Annotated in this window: 21 protein-coding genes; 13 read left to right on the top strand and 8 right to left on the bottom strand. The window is 62.2% G+C overall.

The window, feature by feature from the left end; all coding sequences use genetic code 11:
* Window positions 1-50 precede the first annotated feature (50 nt).
* From ACZYOF_RS29295 to ACZYOF_RS29285, 3 genes are all read right to left on the bottom strand, one after another.
* The gene (locus ACZYOF_RS29295) at window positions 51-812 is read right to left on the bottom strand and encodes a bestrophin-like domain (RefSeq protein WP_463717965.1); all 762 of its coding nucleotides are present in this window, start codon (window positions 810-812) and stop codon (window positions 51-53) included.
* Window positions 813-1374: 562 nt separating this feature from the next.
* The gene (locus ACZYOF_RS29290; RefSeq protein ID WP_394569581.1) at window positions 1375-1656 is read right to left on the bottom strand and encodes a hypothetical protein; all 282 of its coding nucleotides are present in this window, start codon (window positions 1654-1656) and stop codon (window positions 1375-1377) included.
* Between the two features lie 885 nt (window positions 1657-2541).
* Window positions 2542-3138, bottom strand: a complete 597-nt coding sequence (locus ACZYOF_RS29285) for a redoxin domain-containing protein (RefSeq protein ID WP_282532486.1) — start codon at window positions 3136-3138, stop codon at window positions 2542-2544.
* A 706-nt stretch (window positions 3139-3844) separates the two neighbouring features.
* Between ACZYOF_RS29285 and ACZYOF_RS29280 the strand changes: the two genes are divergently transcribed.
* Genes ACZYOF_RS29280 through ACZYOF_RS29270 form a run of 3 tightly spaced genes read left to right on the top strand, consistent with a single transcriptional unit; the run spans window position 3845 to window position 7006 of the window.
* The gene (locus ACZYOF_RS29280; RefSeq protein ID WP_463717964.1) at window positions 3845-4858 is read left to right on the top strand and encodes a catalase; all 1014 of its coding nucleotides are present in this window, start codon (window positions 3845-3847) and stop codon (window positions 4856-4858) included.
* Window positions 4758-5579: a hypothetical protein gene (locus tag ACZYOF_RS29275; protein ID WP_463717969.1), complete on the top strand. Its 822-nt coding sequence runs from the start codon at window positions 4758-4760 to the stop codon at window positions 5577-5579. The genes ACZYOF_RS29280 and ACZYOF_RS29275 overlap by 101 nt, the downstream gene beginning before the upstream one ends.
* Complete coding sequence (locus tag ACZYOF_RS29270) at window positions 5576-7006, top strand: Dyp-type peroxidase (protein WP_463717963.1); 1431 nt, start codon at window positions 5576-5578, stop codon at window positions 7004-7006. The genes ACZYOF_RS29275 and ACZYOF_RS29270 overlap by 4 nt, the downstream gene beginning before the upstream one ends.
* Before the next feature lie 386 nt (window positions 7007-7392).
* On the opposite strand, the gene ACZYOF_RS29265 is transcribed toward ACZYOF_RS29270, so the two are convergent.
* On the bottom strand, window positions 7393-7857 hold the full coding sequence (locus ACZYOF_RS29265; protein ID WP_463717962.1) for a DUF3455 domain-containing protein: 465 nt from the start codon (window positions 7855-7857) through the stop codon (window positions 7393-7395).
* 220 nt (window positions 7858-8077) lie between these two features.
* The gene (locus tag ACZYOF_RS29260) at window positions 8078-9292 is read right to left on the bottom strand and encodes an NADP-dependent isocitrate dehydrogenase (protein ID WP_282532406.1); all 1215 of its coding nucleotides are present in this window, start codon (window positions 9290-9292) and stop codon (window positions 8078-8080) included.
* Between the two features lie 371 nt (window positions 9293-9663).
* Between ACZYOF_RS29260 and ACZYOF_RS29255 the strand changes: the two genes are divergently transcribed.
* Window positions 9664-10863 carry a TrmJ/YjtD family RNA methyltransferase gene (locus ACZYOF_RS29255; RefSeq protein ID WP_394568409.1) on the top strand — a complete coding sequence of 400 codons (1200 nt, stop codon included), beginning with the start codon at window positions 9664-9666 and terminating at the stop codon, window positions 10861-10863.
* A gap of 111 nt (window positions 10864-10974) precedes the next feature.
* Here ACZYOF_RS29255 and ACZYOF_RS29250 read toward each other — a convergent pair whose 3' ends face one another.
* Window positions 10975-12189 carry a diguanylate cyclase gene (locus tag ACZYOF_RS29250; RefSeq protein ID WP_463717961.1) on the bottom strand — a complete coding sequence of 405 codons (1215 nt, stop codon included), beginning with the start codon at window positions 12187-12189 and terminating at the stop codon, window positions 10975-10977.
* A gap of 57 nt (window positions 12190-12246) precedes the next feature.
* Window positions 12247-14205: a sigma 54-interacting transcriptional regulator gene (locus ACZYOF_RS29245; protein WP_282532403.1), complete on the bottom strand. Its 1959-nt coding sequence runs from the start codon at window positions 14203-14205 to the stop codon at window positions 12247-12249.
* 171 nt (window positions 14206-14376) lie between these two features.
* Here ACZYOF_RS29245 and ACZYOF_RS29240 point away from each other — a divergent pair, with 171 nt between their 5' ends.
* From ACZYOF_RS29240 to cynS, 4 genes are all read left to right on the top strand, one after another.
* A complete protein-coding gene (locus ACZYOF_RS29240; protein ID WP_463717960.1) occupies window positions 14377-15759 on the top strand; it encodes a CmpA/NrtA family ABC transporter substrate-binding protein in 1383 nt (460 codons plus the stop codon).
* Between the two features lie 28 nt (window positions 15760-15787).
* Entirely contained in the window at window positions 15788-16624 is an 837-nt protein-coding gene (gene ntrB, locus ACZYOF_RS29235) for a nitrate ABC transporter permease (protein WP_130582478.1), read from the top strand.
* 4 nt (window positions 16625-16628) lie between these two features.
* The gene (locus ACZYOF_RS29230; protein ID WP_463717959.1) at window positions 16629-17555 is read left to right on the top strand and encodes an ABC transporter ATP-binding protein; all 927 of its coding nucleotides are present in this window, start codon (window positions 16629-16631) and stop codon (window positions 17553-17555) included.
* A gap of 64 nt (window positions 17556-17619) precedes the next feature.
* The gene (gene cynS, locus ACZYOF_RS29225) at window positions 17620-18108 is read left to right on the top strand and encodes a cyanase (protein ID WP_282532401.1); all 489 of its coding nucleotides are present in this window, start codon (window positions 17620-17622) and stop codon (window positions 18106-18108) included.
* A 122-nt stretch (window positions 18109-18230) separates the two neighbouring features.
* On the opposite strand, the gene ACZYOF_RS29220 is transcribed toward cynS, so the two are convergent.
* The gene (locus tag ACZYOF_RS29220; RefSeq protein ID WP_282532400.1) at window positions 18231-18554 is read right to left on the bottom strand and encodes a DUF1476 domain-containing protein; all 324 of its coding nucleotides are present in this window, start codon (window positions 18552-18554) and stop codon (window positions 18231-18233) included.
* Window positions 18555-18887: 333 nt separating this feature from the next.
* Between ACZYOF_RS29220 and purC the strand changes: the two genes are divergently transcribed.
* The 5 genes from purC (at window position 18888) to ACZYOF_RS29195 (ending at window position 22862) form a co-directional block, all read left to right on the top strand.
* On the top strand, window positions 18888-19655 hold the full coding sequence (gene purC / locus ACZYOF_RS29215) for a phosphoribosylaminoimidazolesuccinocarboxamide synthase (RefSeq protein ID WP_008974302.1): 768 nt from the start codon (window positions 18888-18890) through the stop codon (window positions 19653-19655).
* A 15-nt stretch (window positions 19656-19670) separates the two neighbouring features.
* The gene (purS, locus tag ACZYOF_RS29210; protein WP_463717958.1) at window positions 19671-19910 is read left to right on the top strand and encodes a phosphoribosylformylglycinamidine synthase subunit PurS; all 240 of its coding nucleotides are present in this window, start codon (window positions 19671-19673) and stop codon (window positions 19908-19910) included.
* Window positions 19910-20611: a phosphoribosylformylglycinamidine synthase subunit PurQ gene (gene purQ, locus ACZYOF_RS29205; RefSeq protein ID WP_394568393.1), complete on the top strand. Its 702-nt coding sequence runs from the start codon at window positions 19910-19912 to the stop codon at window positions 20609-20611. The genes purS and purQ overlap by 1 nt, the downstream gene beginning before the upstream one ends.
* Complete coding sequence (locus ACZYOF_RS29200; protein WP_463717957.1) at window positions 20608-21576, top strand: tripartite tricarboxylate transporter substrate binding protein BugD; 969 nt, start codon at window positions 20608-20610, stop codon at window positions 21574-21576. The genes purQ and ACZYOF_RS29200 overlap by 4 nt, the downstream gene beginning before the upstream one ends.
* An 86-nt stretch (window positions 21577-21662) precedes the next feature.
* Entirely contained in the window at window positions 21663-22862 is a 1200-nt protein-coding gene (locus ACZYOF_RS29195; RefSeq protein ID WP_463717956.1) for an ABC transporter substrate-binding protein, read from the top strand.
* Window positions 22863-22919: the final 57 nt, after the last annotated feature.

Here is a 22919-nt window from a genome sequence, read left to right as displayed (position 1 = left end):
AGGATCGATCGGATCCGCGGCCTTGTATAAGTTGCTTCAACCACCAGAACCTACGAGTGCAGCGGCGGGAGCGCACTCCGCAATATCGAGCTTGAAATCCCCATGAGCCCCGTGAAGGGATCATCCAGCTCCAAAACCAGAAAGATCGCACCGGCAAACGACAGCGCGCATACAAACAGCGAGATGGTGACGACCATATTCGCCCGCACGAACAGGGTGGCGCTCACAAAGATCACGCTCAGCCAAAATACCATGATTATCAGAAAAGGCGTCGGAATTGAACTGCCGGCCTGCGTAAACAACCGCAGTCGCATCTGTGCGCCATCTGTGAAAGCCGCAATGGCGCGAGACTGCAGGGAACGTTGCATATCGCTGTTCGGCGATAGCCGTTCGAGTTCATTATAGAATGTCCACGCCTCTACGCTGGACTCGAAGCGCGCGGGTTTCCCGGCTGAGTTCGCTTGCTCGTGCCAAATGCGATCAGCCATCGGTGGTATGCTCTCCCGCAGGAGCTTTCGGACAGGGGTTGCTTCCGGCCCATATTGCGTAACCAGATCGTCCAGAAGGATGATCGTTGCGGTCAACTGCCGGACCTGGTTTGCTTTTTGGTCGAACGTGGTTTTTGCGGATGCGATCAACAGACCCAGCACGAGTGCGGTCAGTGTGCCAATCAGGCCCGCGGTCAGCTTTACGACGCCCTTGGAGTCCGAGTGCAAGTGATGTTCCGACAACAACGGCCGAACGGCCATCCCAGCCAAGGCGCCGCCAAATATCAGCGCGAACACAAGCAACGAAATCGATAGATTCATCATATTTGCGAATGCTCCACCATCTCGGTGACGATGCTGATCCTGGCTTCGATTATGCGGGTTTGTCTAAAGACCCGTTCTTGAGACCAAGTTCAAGCAGAACCGGACGAGGACCCGCGCGTCTCAGCGCGAATGCGGGGGGTGTCGCGATCGTCACGAACGTTGTGGTGAGATGCGGTGGACGGGGTGTCACGACTGACGAGCGTGGCGCTCACGGACAGCTAAGTCGTGTGGTCCTGTAATCCAGTGCTTTTTTCGTTTGCCGAAGAACGGATAAAATCCCGTAGACCAAATAGTTCGGCGATCGGCGTAGAAATAGAGTAGGCCCGCCCGTCTCAGGGGGGCTCCAATAGGCCCTGGTTTCAAACCGGTGATGTCCGCTTGTCCCGAGTAGCGAAGCAAAGGCGGCTGGGCCGCTAAATGGCGATGCCTAGAGCATGATCCGGAAAAGTGGAGACCGGTTTTCCGAAAAAGATCATGCTCAAACAAAAAGCTAGAGTGGGATGACGATTCGAAGAAAAGTCATCGCGTTCTAGCGACGCCACCGCTGCTTCACGAGCTCTCATCAACCACGATCTACAGGCGGCCCGAAAAGCCAGTCTACGTTCCATTGCAAAGGAGCGGAACGAAGTCGGCATGTCGGTTGCGCGTGGGCAAGCTTCAGTTCGCTCGGTTGGGCGGTAGCGAGCGTCCTCTCCATCGCGAGATCGAATGGGGTTGGAATAGAAGCGGCGATGCCGGCCCGAATGGGCTCGCCCAGGGATATCGCCGCAATCGTGATTATCGCTACCGATACCAGGGTTACAAGCACATCGGTCATGATGCGCGTCGAAAAGTACTTCGTCATGGCTTGAGCCCTCACGGCCGATAGAAGCGCATGCTTACAATTGAGTTCGTATGCAAATGTCATGTGAACGGGAGTTCACCGCGCAAAGCGGGTCATCCATTAGTAGTATGGCCGCGACCAACTATGTAGCAGTGATCCAGACCTAAGAAGCCAATCCGTTCAGCCTCTTGTTGCGCGAAACGGATGCGGCCACCGGATCGCGCTTGCGGATTTGCGCTTGGCTCCGGAAAGCGGCCAAGAGAAGCCGCCGCTAGGCCCATCCCAAGCAAGGTCCGCTTTACATCTGAAAGCGGACCTTGACGGCTCAGGCAGCCAATGTCGGCTACGGGCCCAAACGCGGACATTCGTAGGTGGTGAAGTAGCGAATAGGTGGTCGACTCGACCCGTCGCGTTCCACTCGGACGCAATTGATTCGGCTTAGCCCCGCGCGAGAGAGCTTACGGAGGCGCTGCCCCGGTTGGGCGGCGCCTTGGGTTCGCAGTCGAGCTTGAAAACCTGATCCGGAATGAAGCTGTCCCGGTTCGGCATCTTGACTTTCGACAGCAACTCTTTGTCGAGCTTGCTGTCCGTCGGCACGTTTCCGTTTAGACTGAGAACGTAAGCGGCAACCGCATAGGTGTCGATAGCGCCACAAACTGCATCCAAAGGGGCGATCTATGAGCATCACAGAACTGGGAGATCTAGCGAAGTGGCTGGAGGTGACACAAAGCGTAGTGGCTATCATCGGACTCCCAATACTCACGCTGACACTGCTGATGATTGGGCGCCAAGCGCAATACGCGCACCACACGACAATGAGTCAAATATATCAAAATACAGCCGATGGCTTTGCCACCGTGCAGAGATATTTCATGGACAACGGCCTTGCTGACGCAGGCACCGCTCCTAATCCTGTTCACCGATGGCTTGGGCGTAGGTTTTGCCGTACGGATAGAAGAGGTCCTTGCGGCCTTGCTGCCACGCCGCCTTGAGTTCGGGCGTTGTGATGTCCCAGTCTGGCCGGCATTTCTTGGTAACGACACGTAGATCCTGGCGGAGATCTTCCATAGTGGGCCGGCCAAAGAACCAGTAGCCATTGTAGATCTTGTAAATGACAAGGCCGGGCTCGAGGACAATCACATGGGGGATCATCGGGTCGTGGGCCGGATCCGTATATTCGGCGATATCGAGATCCTTTTGGACGATACGCCTGGTGTCCGAGAGGAAGGGCCAATGAGCGCCGACACCGCTGCGATATTCGTTCGTCTCAGTGATGTTGTCAGTGCTGATCGTGACAAGGCGGCAATAGCCAACCTCCATCTCACGATGGAGTTCAAGAAGCCCTTCAGCCTGTCTGCGGTCCTTGGGGCAGAATCCGCCGCGGCTGAGGACGAGCAGCATCGGATGCTGGCCTTGCAGTTCGGAGAGCTTACGGCGTTTCGCCGTGTGGTCGGAAAGTTCGTAATCGGGGAAGATGGCCCCTGGAACAATGTCAGATCGCATATGAAACGCTCCTTAGTTCGATGCGTGGCGCAACCGTGGTCCCGCACGTAAGCGAGATAAGCTTCCCGATCCAAAAGCGTGTCGAGTTCGGAAGGCTCGGCGAGCTTGATGTTGTAGATCCAGCCGGCGCCTCGGCGTCTTCATTTGTGAGTTCGGGCTTGCCGGCCAGCGCTTCCTTTGCATCGGCAGTGGATTTTTGCGCCCAAGCTCAGGACAATGCGACGCTGCAACCGAAAGATAGCACAAATGAGCAGCTTGGAGTAGAGCTTCTCAATGCCTTCAAGACGGCAGTGGTTTGCGAATATGAGCGCAAATCGTGGGCATTCGGTCCCTGCGTCCGTAAGAGCAACCCGCTGTTGAGAGGGCCATCAGGCTAATCGAGCAGAATTCCCTTCAGCAACCCACGCGAGGCTCGCGTTTTTCGATGGTCGGCTTTGGGGCCAAATCCGGACTGTTGCACCGCAAGGACATGCACTCAGCCGATCGTTTTATCGGTGCGCGAGCACCGTCTGGAGCACGTCGATCACTGCTGTCAGATCCGAATTGCTTGGCGCTTCGTTCGGCTAATTTGTGAACTACGTCACATGTCCGACTTGCGATCAAATGTAAGGTTTGGCGGTGGGCGCAGGCTGAATTCGATCGACATCGCTAACGCGTCAAGCGCCAACGGCACCTGGGATGCCGGTCCGTTCGCAATGGAGGGGGCATGGGCGATTCATCGGTAGCAAGGCGGCTCGTCGACGCCATCATTGCCAATTTGCCGGAGCCTGCCCCCGGGCAAAGGCCGGTGCACACGATCGGCGTGGGCGTAGACGGCTATTTCATGGCTTCGGACGTGGCGCGCAACTATTGCATCGCAGAGCACTTCAAGGGACAGCGCATTCGCGTGTCGGTGAGGTTCTCCAACGGACAAGGGGGGCCGAAGCAGCATGATGGATGGTCCGATGTTCGGGGAATGGCGACACGCTTCCACCTGCAGGACGGGGCGGCAACCGACCTGATCGCTACGACGCTCGCCGAATTCTTCGCCCGCAATGTTGAGGACTTTTTCGAGTTCACCAAGATCGCGAGGCAGCAGCCGGTTCAAAGAGAATCCCCGTGGCGGAAGATTCTCGACATGCTGCAGCTCAAGGAGCCTGCTCGCGACCCGTACCCGAAGCAAACGACGAGTGACGGTGCGGGAATACTCAATTACGCCAATCGGCGCCGGTTCGCCCAGTTGGCGGTGTTCGAAGCCGGGGTGATCGGCGCCCCGGTGAGCTATGCCCGCGCGACCTATCACGCCATCCACACCTTCATGGTGGAAGATCCCCATGGAGTACGTCGTCCCGTTCGCTTTTCCTGGCAGCCGGTCGCAGGCGTTCGTACGACCGATCCCGCTGCCACGCCGGTCGATAAATATCTGCGCCATGAACTTGAAGAGCGCCTGCGGCGGTGGCCGGCCCGGTTCATGCTGATGATGACAATCGGCGAAGCGGGCGACGCACTCGACGATCCCACAAAGCCTTGGCCGGCCAGGCGAGTCCGGGTCGTCATGGGCACCCTTACGCTCACCAATCTCGCCAAGGATCAGGTCGCGGACGGCGAACGCATCAGTTTTAATCCCTGGCGTCTCGTACATGGCATCGAGCCCTCCGGGGATCCGATCCTCCACGCCCGCCGGTGCGCTTATGAAGTCTCGCGCGAAATGCGCGACGGGTGCCCTTTCAGGTGGAGTTAAGCTGATGCCGGGTGCGGAAGGATGGTTCGATCGGTTTGTGAACGGGTTGCCCGAGACGCGCGTATTTCAGCGTTTGGCGTCGTGGGTTCTGGTGCCTTACTGGGCGTGGCGCATGCCGGTGAAGCCGCTGCCCGGTGGTCCCCACCCATCGATCCAGCCTGGCGACAATCTTCAGTGCATGATGAACCTGATCATGCCGCTGAAGGAGAAGTCGCCGATCGGCAGAGCGAAGGCAGCGCTGGCGATCGCGCAAAACAAGGATGCGATATATGCCGGATTGGACAATGTCGGCACGGTGCACTTTGCGCGCTTCGTCATCGTCGGCGACAATATTTGCATGTTCTCCGTCTATGACGGAGACTTCACCAATTACATTCGTGACTTCATCGCTACGATCGGCAGCGTGTTCAACGCCGTGGTCAAACTTGTCGAAGGAGGGGAGGCCGTGATTCCCTGCGAGCATAATGTCGAGGCGTTCATCCAATGGGTGCACGAGCGCGACCTGTACCAGGTGCCGGACACGGCCACCGATCTTCTGAGAGACCAGGAAGCTTTAAACGGCGACAAGGCCGCATCCGGCAATGACGATCTGCGCCTGCTTCCGCGCAAAGTGGTCCTCCAGCTCCGCGCCAACGCGAACGTTTCGCTCGGCAGCGGCTACCGGGCTTATCCTGGATTTTCGGCGGCTCAGGTCCGCAACCAACTGGGGATAGGCTGGTGAGCGCAGTATTCGACGCCGCTGATGTACAGGGCAATATTTTGCGTGGCTATCGCAAGCCTCGCGTGCGCTACCTCATTCTAGAAGTCGCCGATCGCATCGCTGTCCGGCGCTGGCTCGCCGCCTCGACATCCGGGCGCGGCGACGATGTTCCGCAGATAACGACCGGGAATTGGGGGAGAACCAAGCCGGACACCTGTTTCAACATTGGCCTGACCTACGAGGGACTGCGCGCCCTCGGCGCGCCGAATTCTTCACTTGAAATGTTTCCGAATGAATTCATCGAAGGCATGAACGCCCGCGCCTTGAAGCTTGGCGATGTCGGGCCGAGCGCGCCGGAAACCTGGCCAGCTCCCTTCGATGCCCCCAAGCGGATCCATCTCATCGCCACGATCTACGCCGACGAAGTCGCGCAGCTCGACCAAATCCAGCAGCGCGCCCTCATCGACGGAAACGCCTTCAGGCTGCTCGGTGCACTTGAGGGCTGCGCCTTCCCCAACGACGTCGTTCACTTCGGGTATCGCGACAACATCATGCAACCGAGATTCGCGGAGGTTCATGACGGACAACGCTATGAAGACGGACAACCCAAGGCGCCGCTCGGCACCGTGTTGCTGGGACATCCGACCAACTTCGAAGGTTTGACGTGGCGGGTGCCTCAACCCGAAGCGTTGGGACACAACGGCACCTTTAATGCCTTTCGCGTGCTGGAACAGGATGTGGTTGGCTTTGAGGAGTATCTCGACCGAGCCGCGTCGGATTTGCTCACACGCCCGCAAATCGACGAGTTGCTGCCACCTGGTGCTGAAGCGAAAATCGGCCAAGCCTTGTCAATCGAAGGCCTGTCACGTCACGCGGCCTTGCGCGAGGTCGTCGCTGCCCACCTGTGCGGCCGGTGGCGCGATGGCACGCCGATGGCGCTGTCCCCGGATGCGCCTGATCCCAAAGTGGATCAGGCGAATTTTGACTACGTTGGCGACTCCCGCTGCCCCTTTGGGGCGCATATCCGGCGGAGCAACCCGCGGGGCGGCCAGATCGTGCAACGGGTGGCGAACAACAGTCGGCGTCTTGTTCGGCGTGGGATGCCCTATGGACCACTCTATGATCCGGCGAAGCCTCGTGATCCGAGCAAACCCGAACCGGAACGGGGCCTGCTCGGCAACTTCATTGGGGCGAGTCTCGGCGCTCAGTTCGAGGCCATGTCCTGTGATTGGCTGAATCTTGGTCTCCAGGATCCGCGCATCACCGGCTCCAACGATCCGATCACAGGCGCGAACGATCCTGGCACGAGCTGGTTCGACTTGCCGCTCAAATCCGGTACGACGATCCGGCTGCGAGGGTTGCCGCGGTTCGTCCGGACTCGAGGCGGCGCCTATGCGTTCCTGCCGAGCATCCCGGCGATCCGTTTCCTGGGATCGCTGATGGCGTGAGTCCCCCAAACAGGCTTGGGATTGTTCGGGCGGCCCTTGTAGGAGCGATTTTCGCATCGCCCCGTGAGATGCGGTGGACGTGATGGGTGTGACTGAGCACGCGCATCATGACGGCGGAGAGAGTGTGCGACACAAGGCGGAAGCTGTAGGGTGGGCAAAGCGACTTCGTGCACCGCGGCTCAAACAAGCTCCGGCGGAAGCGTGCCCACCATCGCGAGTGGAGCGCTTGATGGTGGGCACGCTGTCGCTTTGCCCACCCTACGGATCTTGTTCGTGCCACAACACCTCTCTGTGGTTGTGGTCCCTGCTTTCGACGAAACGACATCGTAGGATGGGTAGCGCAGCGAAACCCATCCTACGGGGTCTTGCCCTTGGCGACGAGCCGCTCAGCCCTTGCGGAGAAACACGTAGTCCGCCGAATACGGCGCGCTGTGGGTCGCGCCGGCCTTGTCGCAGGGGCCTTCGAGTATGCCACCTGCGGTGTTGATCCGCTGCACCGTGGTGACGCCGGACAGCGTGCCGCTGCCGCGCCGCGAGATCACCTCGAGCTTGAGCCAGGGAATGTCGTTCGGCGTCGCGCCGGGCGCACTGCCGGAAGTCCGGCCGAGCACGACGCTGCCGTCGACATGCTCCCAGTTCGGTCCGGCATAGTGGCGGCCGACGGTCTTGCCGTCGGCCATCAGCGTTGCGATCGGTTCGCGAAAGGCCCAGGCCAGCTTGCCTTCGAGGCCAGCCTTGCACTCGTAGACCTGCGCGCCTTCGGCGTGAACGCTGAGCACGACCACTTCTCCCGGCGCAGCGATGGCGTCGGGGAGGGATTCCGCGGCGGAAGCGGCCGTCACGGAACCCATTAGCAGAAGGGCGATCGTGGCTGTCCTAAGCGACGGCATAAGATGCCCTTACTGGAGCGGCGCTTGCCAAATTCCGTCATTGCGAGGAGCGAAGCGACGAAGCAATCCATAGTGCCGCGGGGGTAGATGGATTGCTTCGCGGAGCCTGTCATCGGGCGAGCTGGCGTCGACCCGTTGGCTCGCAATGACGGGTGATAGAGCTTCGCGAGTGCAAGGCGGCTTAGGCCGCCGTCGCCTTGGTGAGGTTCTCGGCGACCTTGTCGAGGAAGCCGGTGGTCGACAGCCAGCGCTGGTCGGCGCCGACCAGGAGCGCGAGGTCCTTGGTCATATAGCCGTCCTCGACGGTTTGGACGCAGACCTTCTCCAAGGTGTCGGCGAACTTCGCAAGCTCAACGTTGTTGTCGAGCTTGGCGCGGTGGGCTAGGCCGCGGGTCCAGGCGAAGATCGAGGCGATCGAGTTGGTCGAGGTCTCCTTGCCCTTCTGGTGCTCGCGGTAGTGCCGGGTCACCGTGCCGTGGGCAGCTTCGGCTTCCACAGTCTTACCGTCGGGTGTGAGCAGCACCGAGGTCATCAGGCCGAGCGAGCCATAGCCCTGCGCCACGGTGTCGGACTGCACGTCGCCGTCATAGTTCTTGCAGGCCCAGACATAGCCGCCGGACCATTTCAGGGCCGAGGCCACCATGTCGTCGATCAGGCGGTGCTCGTAGGTGAGTCCCTTCGCGTCGAACTCCTTCTTGAATTCGCGGTCGAAGACATCCTGGAAGATGTCCTTGAAGCGGCCGTCATAGACCTTGAGGATGGTGTTCTTGGTCGAGAGGTAGACCGGATAGTTCCGCATCAGGCCGTAATTGAATGAGGCGCGGGCGAAGTCGACGATGGAGTCGTCGAGGTTGTACATCTCCATCGCGACGCCGGCGCCGGGCGTCTTGAACACTTCCTTCTCGATCACGGTGCCGTCCTCGCCGACGAATTTCAGCGAGAGGGTGCCCTTGCCGGGGAACCTGATGTCGGTGGCGCGGTACTGGTCGCCATAGGCGTGGCGGCCGATGATGATCGGCTTGGTCCAGCCGGGAACCAGGCGCGGTACGTTCTTGCAGATGATCGGCTCGCGGAAGATCACGCCGCCCAGGATGTTGCGGATGGTGCCGTTCGGCGACTTCCACATCTCCTTGAGGCCGAATTCCTTCACCCGGGCTTCATCCGGGGTGATGGTGGCGCATTTGACGCCGACGCCGACCTTCTTGATCGCTTCCGCCGCATCGATCGTGACCTTGTCGTTGGTCTTGTCGCGGTACTCCATCCCCAGGTCGAAATACATCAGGTTGATATCAAGGAACGGGTGGATCAGCTTGTCCTTGATGTACTGCCAGATGATCCGGGTCATCTCGTCGCCATCGAGTTCGACGACGGGGTTGGTCACCTTGATTTTTGCCATGGGAATAGGGCCTCTTGGGGGAACAGCGCGCTTTCGGGCGCGACTAGCGGATTATCCTCGGGGCTATAGCACCGGGAAAGCGCCGGCGGAAGCCAAGGGGTTATGCAGTTTCGGCTCATCTTTTAGCCGAGAATGCCGCCGCTATGTCTCATGCTTCAGGCGGCAGCGGAAGAGTGGAAGTGGGGTTGCGACGCTTCGCATCTCAGGTTTCGGATGAAGATTCAAGAACAGCCGTAAAGCCATTATTCCGCTTGAGAAATTTGCGCCCGCGGGGCAATCCGGGCGCAGCAGGAAACTTGGCACTCTGATTCAACTCCTTCAGGACCTGAATCAGATTGTTCAGAGATTGAATCAGGAAGCGAAGTTCTAAGATGTCCGGCACCGACAAGACCAAGACCGGCCACGACCTCAGGGGTCCGGTGGTGATCCTGGTCGAACCGCAGCTTGGCGAGAACATCGGGATGGCTGCGCGCGCGATGGGCAATTTTGCGCTGTCGCGGCTCCGGCTGGTCAATCCGCGCGACGGCTGGCCGAACATCGCCGCGCAGCGCGCCGCCGCCGGCGCCGACCATATCCTCGACGGGGTCGAGTTGTTCGACACCGTCGCGCAGGCGGTCGCCGATCTCGACCTGCTCTATGCCACCACCGCGCGTGCGCATGACCAGGCCAAGCCGGTGGTCGGGCCGGAGGCGGCCGCGCGCGAGATCGTGACGCATGTGGCCGATGGTGGCGGGGCCGGCATCCTGTTCGGCCGCGAGCGAGCCGGCCTGACCAATGAGGAGGTGGCGCTCGCGAACCGCATCGTCACCTTCCCGGTCAATCCCGGCTTTGCCTCGCTGAACCTGGCCCAGGCGGTGCTGCTGATGGGCTATGAGTGGTTCAAGCTCGCGACATCGGGCGGGCTGCCGTTCGTAATGCCAGAGCGATCCGAGCGCGCCTCCCAGCACCAGGTCCAGGCCTTCTTCGACAATCTGGTCGCCGAGCTCGACAAGGTCGAGTTCCTGCGGCCGCGCGAGAAGCGCGACACCATGCTGGTCAACCTGCGCAACATCTTTACCCGGATGGAGCCGACCAAGCAGGACATGCATACCCTGCACGGGGTGATCATGGCGATCGCCGAGGGACGCAAGGGGCCGGCCAAGGGCGGCGTGCTCGACGGCGAGCAGGCGACCCGGCTCCGTGCGCTGTTGGCCGAGCAGGGGCAGGGCGGCGGCGCCTCCGCCGATGCCAGCAGCACGGTGCGCGGGCTGGCGCGGCTGCTCCGGCGCAACCCGACCGATGCCGAGCGCATCCTGTGGCAGGCCCTGACCAAGGATCGCCGCTTCGCCGGCCTGTTCAAGCGCCAGACCCCGGTGGGGCGGCATATCCCCGATTTCGTCTCCTTCATCCACCGGATCGCGATCGAGCTGGAAAACCCTGACGAGAGCGAGACGATTGTTGCCGACCGGGCCAAGCGACGGGAATGGCTGGAGGAGCGAGACTATCGCGTCCTCAACCTGCGCGCGGCCGAAGTCGAGCGCGATCTGGCCGGCGAACTGGACCGACTCGCATCGAACCTGCCGGCCCAGTGAGTAGCTCCGTAGCCCGGGTGGAGCGCCAGCCCGGTACATCTGCGTCAGCGTTTGCGAACCGCCCCCCGGGTTGCGCTACCGCTCCACCCGGGCTACGAGACTTCTCAAATTCTACGCTGCCATCCCGGCGCCCTTGGCCGCGTTGCTGTGTTGGAGCCGGCGCAGGGCGGCGAGGTTGATCTCGAAGGAAGCGAGGCAGCAGCGGGACTTGCCGGTGGATTTCGCTTCATAGAGCGCGGTATCGGCGGCCGAGAGCAACTCCTCGGCCTCCGTGCCGTGCTCCGGCGACATCGCAACGCCGACGCTGACGCCGACCTGGACGCAAATCTCCTCGCCCAGCCGATAGGACATCGCGACCTCGTCGATGATCCGATGTCCGATCGCGAGCGTCTGCTCTGCGGTGATGCTGTCGGCCAGCACCACGAATTCGTCGCCGCCCATGCGCGCGATGACGGCGCTATTGGGCAGGGCGCGGCGGAGCCGGTCGGCGACCAGTTGGAGCACCTTGTCCCCGGCCGCGTGCCCGAAGGTGTCGTTGATCGGCTTGAAATTGTCGAGATCGAAGAACAGCACGGCAAAGGAGCCGTCGTCGCGACTGGAGGCCTCCAGCTTCCTGTTGAGGGCATCGACGAAACCGGCGCGATTCCACAGGCCCGTGAGCGCGTCGTGCTGCGCCATGTGGCCGTTCTCGCGCTCGGCGCGCATGGTCGCGATCAGCATCCTGTTCAGCCGGAAGGCTGCGTCCGTCATCGCCGCGAGATAGAGCGGCACCTGTAGAAACACGAGGTAAAGCAGCGGCTCGCCGGCAAGCGCAGCGCCCGGGACGATCGGGCCGAGGGCGAGCAGGATCATCGTCCCGGCCAATCGCGGTGCGCTGAAATTGCGGAAGCAGATGCCGCCAACCATCGCCGCCGCCGACAGGCAGGCAAGCAGCGCGACGACCCGGTCGCCGCTGGCGAGGCTGACGACCACGCCGAACCCGACGCTGGCGCTCCAGGCGACCGCGAGCAGCACATGCAGGTCGGTCGGGGTCTGGCGCCGGCCACGCGCCCGGCGATGGGCGACGACCAATACCGTGAGGCGGGCGAGGCAAATCGCGACTTCGAGGATGAACCAGGCGATGAACAATGCGGTCGGTTGCCGGATCGCGATCACGCCTGCCACCGCCATCGTGTTGACCGCGCCGGCCGCAAAGACCGGTAGCGACCCGTGGAGGTCGGCGATCAGCGCCGCGCGGATATCCTCAGGCGCGCCGGGACCGGCGTCGGCCAGCCAGCGCGTCACGCCCCAGCGCGGCCGGCTGTAAGGTCCCTTGTCGGACTTCATTGCAGAGCACCCCTGTCTTCCCGGGGTACAACAACACCGCGCGCGCCTAACAGGCTTTTAAGGTGCGCCCCGATCTCTTGCCGTGCTTGACGAGGGGTAAACCGGGCGCTGCCGTCCAGCAATTCCGAGCGCCTTGATCCGCGAGGCCAGCGTGGTCGGCTTCATGTCGAGCATTTCGGCCGCACCGCCGGGGCCGAACACCTTGCCGGCGCAGGCCTCGAGCGCCGCGACGATGTTGGCGCGCTCGTGATCGCGCAGCTCGGCCGCCGTCATCACTGTGGGACGCGCGTCGGCCTTCACGCGGGCCGAGCCGGCCGAAGACTGGCTGCCGGACGCATCGGGCAGGTCGATGCGCAGGCGCCCGTTCTGGGCGAGGATCGCCGCGCGCTCGATCACGTTCTGCAGTTCGCGGACATTGCCCGGCCAGTCGTAGCGGGCAAGGCGCCTGGCGTCGCCCTCCGACAGGCGCAGATCGGATTTCAGCGCCTTGCTTTCGCTGCTCAGGAAATGCTGCGCCAGCAGTGGAATGTCCTCGCGACGCTCGCGCAAGGGTACCGACTCGATCGGAAACACATTGAGGCGGAAATAGAGATCCTCGCGAAACCGGCCGCGCTGCACCTCCTGCTTGAGGTCGCGGTTGGTGGCGGCGATCAGCCGCACATCCACGGTGCGGGTGCGCTCCTCGCCGACCCGCTCGAAATTGCCCTCCTGCAGCACGCGCAGCAGCTTGCCCTGCAGCTCCAGCGGGATTTCGCCGACCTCGTCTAGAAACAGCGTGCCGCCGTCGGCCAGCTCGAATCGGCCGATGCGATCGCGCGTGGCGCCCGTGAAGGCGCCGCGGACATGACCGAAGAACTCGCTCTCGAACAGCTCGCGCGGGATCGCGGCGCAGTTGACGCGGATCAGCGGCCGGTCGGAGCGGCTGCTCGCCTCATGGATGGCGCGCGCGATCAACTCCTTGCCGGTGCCGGACTCGCCCGTGATCATCACCGCCGCTGACGTCGGCGCCACCAGCTTGACCTGGCGCAGCGTCTTCTGGATCGCCTCGCTCTGGCCGATGATGCCGCGCGGATTGGTCTCGATCCGGATTTCTTCCTGCAGGTAGGCGTTTTCCAGCTCCAGCCGCTCGCGCAGCCGATCGACCTCGGCAAGCGCCGCATGCAGCTTCTCGTCCGCCTCGCGCCGCTGGCTGACGTCGCGAAACACCACGACGGCGCCAACCACGACGCCGCGGTCGCGGATCGGCGTCGAGGTGTATTCGACCCAGACCGGCGAGCCATCCTTGCGCCAGAACACTTCGCCGTCGACCTGGTGCACGGCGCCGTCGCGGAACGCCGCATAGATCGGGCAATCATGATCGGGATAGTGCCGCCCGTCATGATGGGTGTGATGGACGACCGGGTGGATCTCCTTGCCGACCAGTTCCTCGGCGGTCCAGCCCAGCATCCGTTCGGCGGCCGGGTTGACGAACGTGGTGTTTCCTTCCGCGTTCACGCCATAAATGCCTTCGCCGGCGGCGCGCAGGATCAGTTGGTTCTCGCGCTCGATGTCCTGGAAGACCCGCTCGACCCGCTGCCAGGTGGCAATGCCGCTGCGCATGTGGTCCTCGGCGGCGGCATCGACATAGCGCCGGCGGCGCGCGTCGAGGTCGCTCATCGTCAGCAGCATCAGCGTGCGCCCGTCATGCGGCACCACGCAGCCGGCATATTCGATCCTGAGATTCTGTCCGGTCGCATGCCGCGGTGTCAGCGCATCGGTCCAATACGCGCCCTTGTCGAGCACCGCCTGGGTGAAGACGATCAGGGCCGGCAATTGGCCTGCGTGCAGCGCGCTCACCTTGGTCTGGCGCAGCAGCGCGCGGTCGTAGCCGAGCAGCGAGCAGGCGGCGGGGTTGGCGTCGAGGATCACGTCGGCATGGGGATCGAGCAGCAGCGTCGGCTCGATCGAGCACTCGAAGGCGGCGGCACGCAGGTCCGCATCGTGCGCGCTCGCCGTTGCGCTGAGAGCCAGGTCCATCGTGCAGGTCGCCCCGAAAAATCGTAATTTGATTACGATTTTTCGTGTATCACGAGTTTTTGTAGTCGCCAAGGCACGGATAAAAGCCTGCGACATCAATGCCATCGGCTCAAAAAAGAGGCTGGCACGGACCTTGCGTAAATCCACGGCAAACGCCGCGCAGGAGGTCCGATGTCCATCTTCGACAATCCATTCGATCCCGATCGCAATCTCCGCACCGGCTGCAGTTGCGGTCGCCATCTCAGCGAAGCCGAGCACCGGAATGAGGCGCTGGCGCTGCGCTGCGAGCCCGCGGAAAGCGAGGACAGGCGCTACGAGGGCGTCGTCGCCTCAGCCGTGATGCGCGCGGTGTTTCCGCAGGACGCGACCCGGCGCGCGTTCCTGAAGTCGGTCGGCGCCTCCACGGCGCTCGCGGCGCTGTCGCAGTTCTTCCCGATCAAGGCGGCGACCGAGGTCTTCGCGCAAGGCGCTGCGCCTGAGAAGAAGGACCTCAAGGTCGGCTTCATTCCGATCACCTGCGCGACCCCGATCATCATGGCCGCGCCGATGGGCTTCTACGCCAAGCACGGACTGAACGTGGAGGTGATCAAGACCGCCGGCTGGGCCGTGATCCGCGACAAGACCATCAACAAGGAATACGACGCCGCGCACATGCTGTCGCCGATGCCGCTCGCCATCACCATGGGCGTCGGCTCCAACCCGCTGCCCTACACGATGCCGGCGGTCGAGAATATCAACGGTCAGGCGATCACGCTTTCGATCAAGCACAAGGACAAGCGCGATCCCAAGGATTGGAAGGGCTCCAAGTTCGCCGTACCCTTCGACTATTCGATGCACAATTATCTGCTGCGCTACTATCTCGCCGAACACGGCCTCGACCCCGACGTCGATGTGCAGATCCGCGCGGTGCCGCCACCGGAGATGGTCGCCAATCTGCGCGCCGACAATATCGACGGTTTCCTTGGGCCCGATCCGATGAACCAGCGCGCGGTCTATGACGGCGCAGGCTTCATCCACATCCTGACCAAGGATATCTGGGAAGGCCATCCCTGCTGCGCCTTCGCGGCATCGAAGGAGTTCGTCACCTCGATGCCGAATACCTATGGCGCGCTCCTGAAATCGATCATCGAAGCCACCGCGTTCGCCCACAAGGCCGAGAACCGCAAGCAGATCGCGGAGGCGATCGCGCCGGCGAACTACCTGAACCAGCCGCAGATCGTGCTCGAGCAGATCCTGACGGGCACCTTCGCCGACGGTCTCGGCAATGTCGTCACGCAGCCGGGCCGCGTCGATTTCGATCCATTCCCCTGGCAGTCCTTCGCCGTCTGGATCATGACCCAGATGAAGCGCTGGGGTCAGATCAAGGGCGACGTCGATTACAAGGCGGTGGCCGAGCAGGTCTATCTCGCCACCGACACCGGCAAGCTGATGGCCGAGATGGGGCTCACGGCGCCGACAACCACGTACAAGTCGTTCGCAGTGATGGGCAAGACGTTCGATCCCACGAAGGCCGACGATTACCTCGCGAGCTTCAAGATCAGGAAGGCGTCGTGAAGGTGCTCCCGCATACGGGGAGGAGCAGATGAACTCGCTTCGCCTGCGCGCGGCGATCGTCTCGATTGTGCTGTTCGCCGCCTTCATCGGCGTCTGGCATCTTGCGACCCGCAGCACCGGTCCGGCCGTGAACATGAGCCCGGAATACGCGAAGCTGATGGGGCTCACCGCCACGCAAGGCAAATCGGCGATGCCGGGTCCGCTCGATGTCGGCGCCAAATTGTGGGAGCACCTGAGGCGGCCGTTCTACGACAACGGGCCGAACGACAAGGGGCTTGGCATCCAGCTCGCTTATTCGATCGGCCGCGTCGGGCTCGGCTATCTGATCGCGGTATCAGTCGCGATCCCGCTCGGCTTCCTGATCGGCATGTCGCCGTTGATCAGCAGGGCGCTCGACCCGTTCATCCAGGTCTTGAAGCCGATCTCGCCGCTCGCCTGGATGCCGCTCGCGCTCTACACCATCAAGGATTCCTCGATTTCAGCGATCTTCGTGATCTTCATCTGCTCGGTGTGGCCGATGCTGCTCAACACGGCGTTCGGCGTCGCCGGCGTGCGCAAGGAATGGATCAACGTCGCACGCACGCTCGAGGTTGGCACAGTCAGGCGCGCCTTCACGGTGATCCTGCCGGCCGCGGCGCCGACAATTCTGACCGGCATGCGGATCTCGATCGGCATCGCCTGGCTCGTGATCGTCGCCGCCGAGATGCTCGTCGGCGGCACCGGCATCGGCTATTTCGTCTGGAACGAGTGGAACAACCTCTCGATCACCAATGTCATCATCGCGATCCTCATGATCGGGATCGTCGGCATGCTGCTCGACCAGATCCTCGCGCGCTTCACGCGCATGGTCACGTTTCCGGAGTAGGGCGATGACCGACAAATTCATCTCGATCGAAGGCATCGCGCGGCGTTATCCGGGCGCGGTCGGCGGCACCACCACCGTGTTCGAGGACTTGTGGCTCTCGATGGCGCGGGGCGAATTCGGCTGTGTGATCGGCCATTCCGGCTGCGGCAAGACCACGGTGCTCAACATCCTTGCCGGCCTCGACGAGCCGAGCGAGGGCGCCGTGATCGTCGACGGGCAGGCGATCGAGGGCACGAGCCTTGACCGCGCCGTGATCTTCCAGAGCCATGCGCTGTTGCCCTGGCGCACCGTGCTCGGCAATGTCGCCTACGCCGTCAGCTCGAAATGGCGCAAATGGGATCGCGCCAAGGTCAAGACGCACGCGCAGAAGTTCATCGATCTCGTCGGCCTCACCGGTTCGGAGCACAAGCGCCCGTCCGAACTGTCCGGCGGCATGAAGCAGCGCGTCGGCATTGCGCGTGCGCTCTCGATCACGCCGAAGATCATGCTGATGGACGAGCCGTTCTCGGCGCTGGACGCGCTGACGCGCGGTACGCTGCAGGATGAGGTTCGGCGCATTTGTCTGGAGACCGGGCAGACCGCGTTCATGATCACCCACGACGTCGACGAGGCGATCTATCTCGCCGACAAGATATTCCTGATGACCAACGGCCCCGGCGCGGTCCTGGCCGAGATCGTCGAAAATCCGTTGCCCAAGGATCGTGGCCGGATCGATCTGCACCGCCATCCCTATTACTACGCGCTCCGCAACCACATCATCGATTTCCTGGTCAGCCGCAGCAAGAGCTTTGCGGCTGATGCCACCGATCACGACCCGCGCAACGTGCCCATAGTACGGCCCGGGCTGCCTGAATTGGCGATCGCGTCGGAAGCCGAGCCGCCAACCCAGACGTCATGGCCCGGCCTGTTCCGGCCATCCACGTCTTCCTGAACCCGATTAGCAACCTGGATGCCCGGAACGAGCCCGGGCATGACGAGCAGAAGGAGACCCTGACATGAAACGTTCCGACCTCACCGAAAAGCTGCTCGACATCAAGCGCGAGAAGGGCTGGAGCTGGAAATATATCTGCCAGGAGATCGGCGGCTATTCCGAGGTGCTGATCGTCGGCGCGGTCCTCGGCCAGATGAAGTTGACCAAGCCCCAGGCCGCGAATGCCGGCGAGCTGTTCGGCCTGTCCAAATCCGAAATCGCGATGCTGAACGAGACGCCGATGCGCGGGGAGGGCGTGCCGATGCCGCCGACCGATCCCCTGATCTACCGCTTCTACGAGCTCGTGATGGTCAACGGCCCGGCCTGGAAGGCGCTGATCGAGGAGGAGTTCGGCGACGGCATCATGTCGGCGATCGATTTCGACATGGTGATGGAGCGCCTGCCCAATCCGAAGGGTGATCGCGTCAAGTTCACGATGTCCGGAAAATTCCTGCCGTTCAAATATTACGGCGCCAGCGGCAACGTACCGGAATACGGATTTAAGGAAGGTTGATCACTTGTCGTCGTCATTCCGGGGCGCGCATAGCGCGAACCCGGAATCCATCGGACCACTTGCACGGGCGGAGAAATGGATTCCGGGCTCGTCCTTCGGACGCCCCGGAATGACGGAGGCCGTTAACCGCCTGACTTCACCTGCGCCACGGCCTGGACCAGCAGTTCGTCCATCTTGGCGCGGATTTGAGCTTCCGTGATGGCCTCGCCCTTCGCGGTGAGGTCCTTGAAGACCTTCTGCAGCACGTCCTGGTCGCCGGCTTCCTCGAAATCGGCGGCGACCACTTCCTTGGCGTAGGTGTTGGCGGCATCGCCCGCGAGGCCAAGCTTTTCCGCCGCCCACATGCCTAATAACTTGTTGCGGCGCGCCTCGGCCTTGAATTTCTGCTCCTCGTCGAGGGCGAATTTCTTCTCAAAACCTTCCTCGCGCTTATCGAATGTGGTCATCGGTGGTTCCAATTACTGCTGACGGACGGGTGGAGCTTGCGTTGCGGCAGCCCCGGCGGATGCCTAGATAGAAGGGACGAATCGGCAAGACAAGGAGCCGTTAAGCCGCAGGCAGAATGGCAGATTTTGGTGCCCTAATCCAAGGCGGATAAGTCGGCCAAAAGGGTCCGGGTCGATTGTGCTGGATGGGCCAATCGGATAGGTTGCCACACGGCTTGGTTCTTGTTCTGTTTGGGGTTCCAGGCTTCCGCGGCAGCTCCGTCGTGGGTCGCGATCCCTAGTCAACCGGAGCACACCAGATTCATGGATTTCAACAAAACACGGTACATCCCAATGAGCCGTCGACGCCGCATTTATGAAGGCAAGGCCAAGGTCCTTTACGAAGGTCCCGAGCCCGGAACCCTCATCCAGCACTTCAAGGACGACGCGACCGCGTTCAATGCCAAGAAACACCAGGTGATCGAGGGCAAGGGCGTCCTCAACAACCGGATTTCGGAGTACCTGTTTCAGCACCTCAACGACATCGGGGTGCCGACCCACTTCATCCGCCGCCTCAACATGCGCGAGCAGCTGATTCGCGAGGTCGAGATCGTGCCGCTGGAAGTGGTGGTGCGCAACGTCGCCGCCGGCTCGCTGTCACAGCGGCTCGGTATCGAGGAAGGTACCCAGTTGCCGCGCTCGATCATCGAATTCTACTACAAGAACGACCAGCTCAACGACCCCATGGTGTCGGAAGAGCACATCACCGCTTTCGGCTGGGCGACGCCGCAGGAGATCGACGACATCATGGCGCTCGCCATCCGCGTCAACGATTTCCTGACCGGGCTTTTCCTGGGGATCGGCATCCGGCTGGTCGACTTCAAGATGGAATGCGGCCGGCTGTTTGAGAACGAAATGATGCGGATCATCGTCGCCGACGAGATCTCGCCGGATTCCTGCCGGCTGTGGGACATCAAGTCGAACGAGAAGCTCGACAAGGACCGTTTCCGCAGAGATCTTGGGGGGCTGTTGGAAGCCTATACCGAGGTGGCGAAGCGGCTCGGCATTCTCATGGAGAACGAGCGGCCGGCCGGCTCGGGCCCGGTGCTGGTGAAGAGCTGAGGGGGCAAGGTTTAAGTGAAGGCACGCGTCACCGTTACGTTGAAATCCGGCATCCTCGATCCCCAGGGCAAGGCGATCGAGGGTGCGCTGAAATCGCTCGGCCTCGATGGCGTCGCCAGCGTCCGCCAGGGCAAGGTGTTCGACATCGAGCTCTCCGGCTCCGACCGCGCCAAGGCGGAGGCGGCGCTGAAGGATGCGGCGGACAGGCTGCTCGCGAATACCGTGATCGAGAATTATCGGGTCGAACTGCTCTGATGAAATCCGCCGTCCTCGTCTTTCCCGGCATCAATCGCGAGCGCGACATGGCGCGGGCGCTCAAGCTCATCTCGGGCAGGGAGCCGGCGATGGTCTGGCATGCCGAGACCTCGCTACCTGAAGGCACCGACCTTGTCGTGGTGCCCGGCGGGTTCTCCTATGGCGATTATCTGCGGTGTGGCGCGATCGCGGCGCGGGCGCCGATCATGGACGCGGTGCGCGATTATGCCGGCAAAGGCGGGCTCGTGCTCGGCGTCTGCAACGGCTTTCAGATTCTTTGCGAGGCGGGCCTGCTGCCGGGCGTGCTGATGCGCAATGCGGGACTGAAGTTCATCTGCCACGACGTCCATCTGCGTGTCGAACGCTCCGATACGCCGTTCACCCGCGGCTACAATGCGGGCCAGGTGATCCGCTGGCCGGTCGCGCACGGTGAGGGCAACTACGAGGCGGATGAAGAGACGATCAAGCGGCTGGAAGGCGAGGGGCGGGTGCTCTATCGCTACTGCTCGCCGGACGGCGTGGTCGACGAGCGCTACAATATCAACGGCGCCGCGCAATCGATCGCTGGCATCGTCAACGATGGCGGCAACGTGCTCGGCATGATGCCGCATCCGGAAAACCACATCGAAGACATCATGGGCTGCACCGACGGCCGCGGCCTGTTCGCCGGTCTGGTCCAGCATCTGGAAAAGGCCGCGTGAAGGCTGTCGTCGCGAGGTGGCTCGCGGCGATTGCGGCGCTTTGGCTTGCGACGACGGCGCACGCCCAGGATTTCCCGAAACATCCCATCACCATGATCGTGCCGTTCGCGGCCGGCGGCACGTCCGACGTGATTGCGCGCGTGGTTGCCGAGCAGATGAGCGTGGCGCTCGGGCAGCCGATCGTGATCGAGAATGTCGCGGGCGCCGGTGGCTCGACCGCGCTGGCCCGGGCCGCGCGTGCCGAGCCGGATGGCTACACGATTGCGATCGGCAACGCCGGCACCAGCGCCGCCACCTACACGATCTATCCGAAACTGCCATTCGCGCCGGACTCCTTCGTGCCGTTCGCGGTGGTCGCAAAAACCTTTGGCATCATTGCGTTACGCAAGGATTTTCCCGCCAAGGATTTGCAGGAGTTCATCGCTTACGCGAAGAAGAATCCCGGCAAGATCAATCTTGGCCATGCCGGCGTCGGCTCATCGAATTACCTGATCTGCAAAAGTTTCGTGAACGCCGCCGGAATCGACGTGACGCTGGTCGGCTATCGCGGCGCGTCGCCGGCGCTGACGGACGCGATCGGCGGCCAGATCGACGGCGTCTGCGATGCCGCTGCCTCGGTATCGCAGGCGATCAACGAGAAGCTGGTGCGGGGGCTTGTGGTCGGCTCGACTGTGCGGCTCGCGACGCTGCCCGATCTGCCGACCTCGGCGGAAGCGGGTCTGCTTGAATTCGAGGCGCAGGGCTGGAACGGCCTGTTCGCGCCAAAGGGCACGCCGCCCGAGATCATCGCCAAATTGAACGCCGCGGCGCGGACCGCCGTGGAGAGCGAGGCGGTGAAGAAGCGCTTCACCGACCTCTCGACGGTTGCGCCCGACGCCAACGAGCATGCGCCGGAGGTGCTGCAACAGCTCGTCGCGCGCGACGTCGAGAAATATCGGAAGCTGCTGGCGGACGACCCGAAATAGCCGGTCCGCTCTGCTGGCCTGAAACTTGCCCGTAACTCCTCCGATCAAGGCACGGATCTTTCCGATCGTTGGACGGGAGGAGTTTTATGCTCATTCGCAAGGCTTGCTGCACGTTCACGCTCACCGCCGCGCTGCTTTCGTCACACGCGGCAATAGCCGAAACCACGCTGCGCATCGGCATGACGGCGTCCGATATCCCCACGGCCACCGGGCTGCCGAACAATGGCTTCGAAGGAATGCGCTTTCTCGGCTACCCGATCTTCGAGGGACTGGTGCTGTGGGATCTGACCAGGACTGACAAATTGGCCGGCTTGCGTCCGGGGCTGGCGGAGAAATGGGAACAGGCTCCCGAGGACAGCAAGGCCTGGATCTTCCATCTGCGCCATGGCGTGAAATTCCATGACGGAACGGATTTCAACGCCGATGCCGTGATCTGGAATCTCGAGCGCTATTTCAACAGTTCCAGCCCCCAATTTGAGCCCGCGAGTTCGGCGATGTCGCGAGCGCGCGTTCCCGTGATGGGCAGCTACAAGAAGATCGATGACTTCACGGTCGCCATCACCACGACCAGGCCGGCGTCCTATTTCCCCTACATGGCGGTCTACCTTCTGTTCACATCGCCGGCTTCGTTCGAAAAGGCGGGGCGGGATTGGGCCAAGGTCGCGACCTTACCGGCCGCCGGCACCGGACCGTTCCGCATCACCAAGGTCGTGCCGCGACAGGAGGCGGATCTCGCGCGCTGGGATGCGTACTGGGACACGAGCAAGATGGCGAAGGTCGACAATGTCGTGCTCATGCCGATCCCTGAGGCGAACTCGCGCTTGGCCGCACTTCGTTCCGGTCAGGTCGACTGGATCGAGGTGCCGCCGGCCGATGGTGTCAATTCGCTGAAATCGGCCGGCTTTGCGATTACCACCGGCTCATATCCCCATGTCTGGCCGTGGTTCTACAATATCGGCGCGACCAACAGCCCCTTCAAAGACGTGAAGGTTCGCCAGGCCCTCAACTATTGCATCGACCGGGAAGGGCTCGTTGCATTGCTCAACGGGACGGCGGAGCCGTCGGTAGGATGGCTCAAGGCCAGCGACCCCGATTTCGGCTCGCCAGCCAATCGCTACAAGTTCGACCCCGCCAAGGGCAAGGCGTTGCTTGCCGAGGCCGGATACACGCCGGCGAAGCCATTGTCCTTCAAGATGCTGATCTCGAATTCCGGTTCGGGCCCAGGCCGTGTGAAAATGGTGCAACTTGGAGCGCACTGGCGCATTTCGTGGCCGCCGAGCTTCTAATTCGGTGGAATCGACCTCCTGTCATCTCAGTGGCAGCCTGGAGCTTCAGGTAGGCGC

Source organism: Bradyrhizobium sp. LeoA1Lang, assembly GCF_055413685.1.
This window is presented reverse-complemented; position numbering and strand designations above follow the sequence as displayed.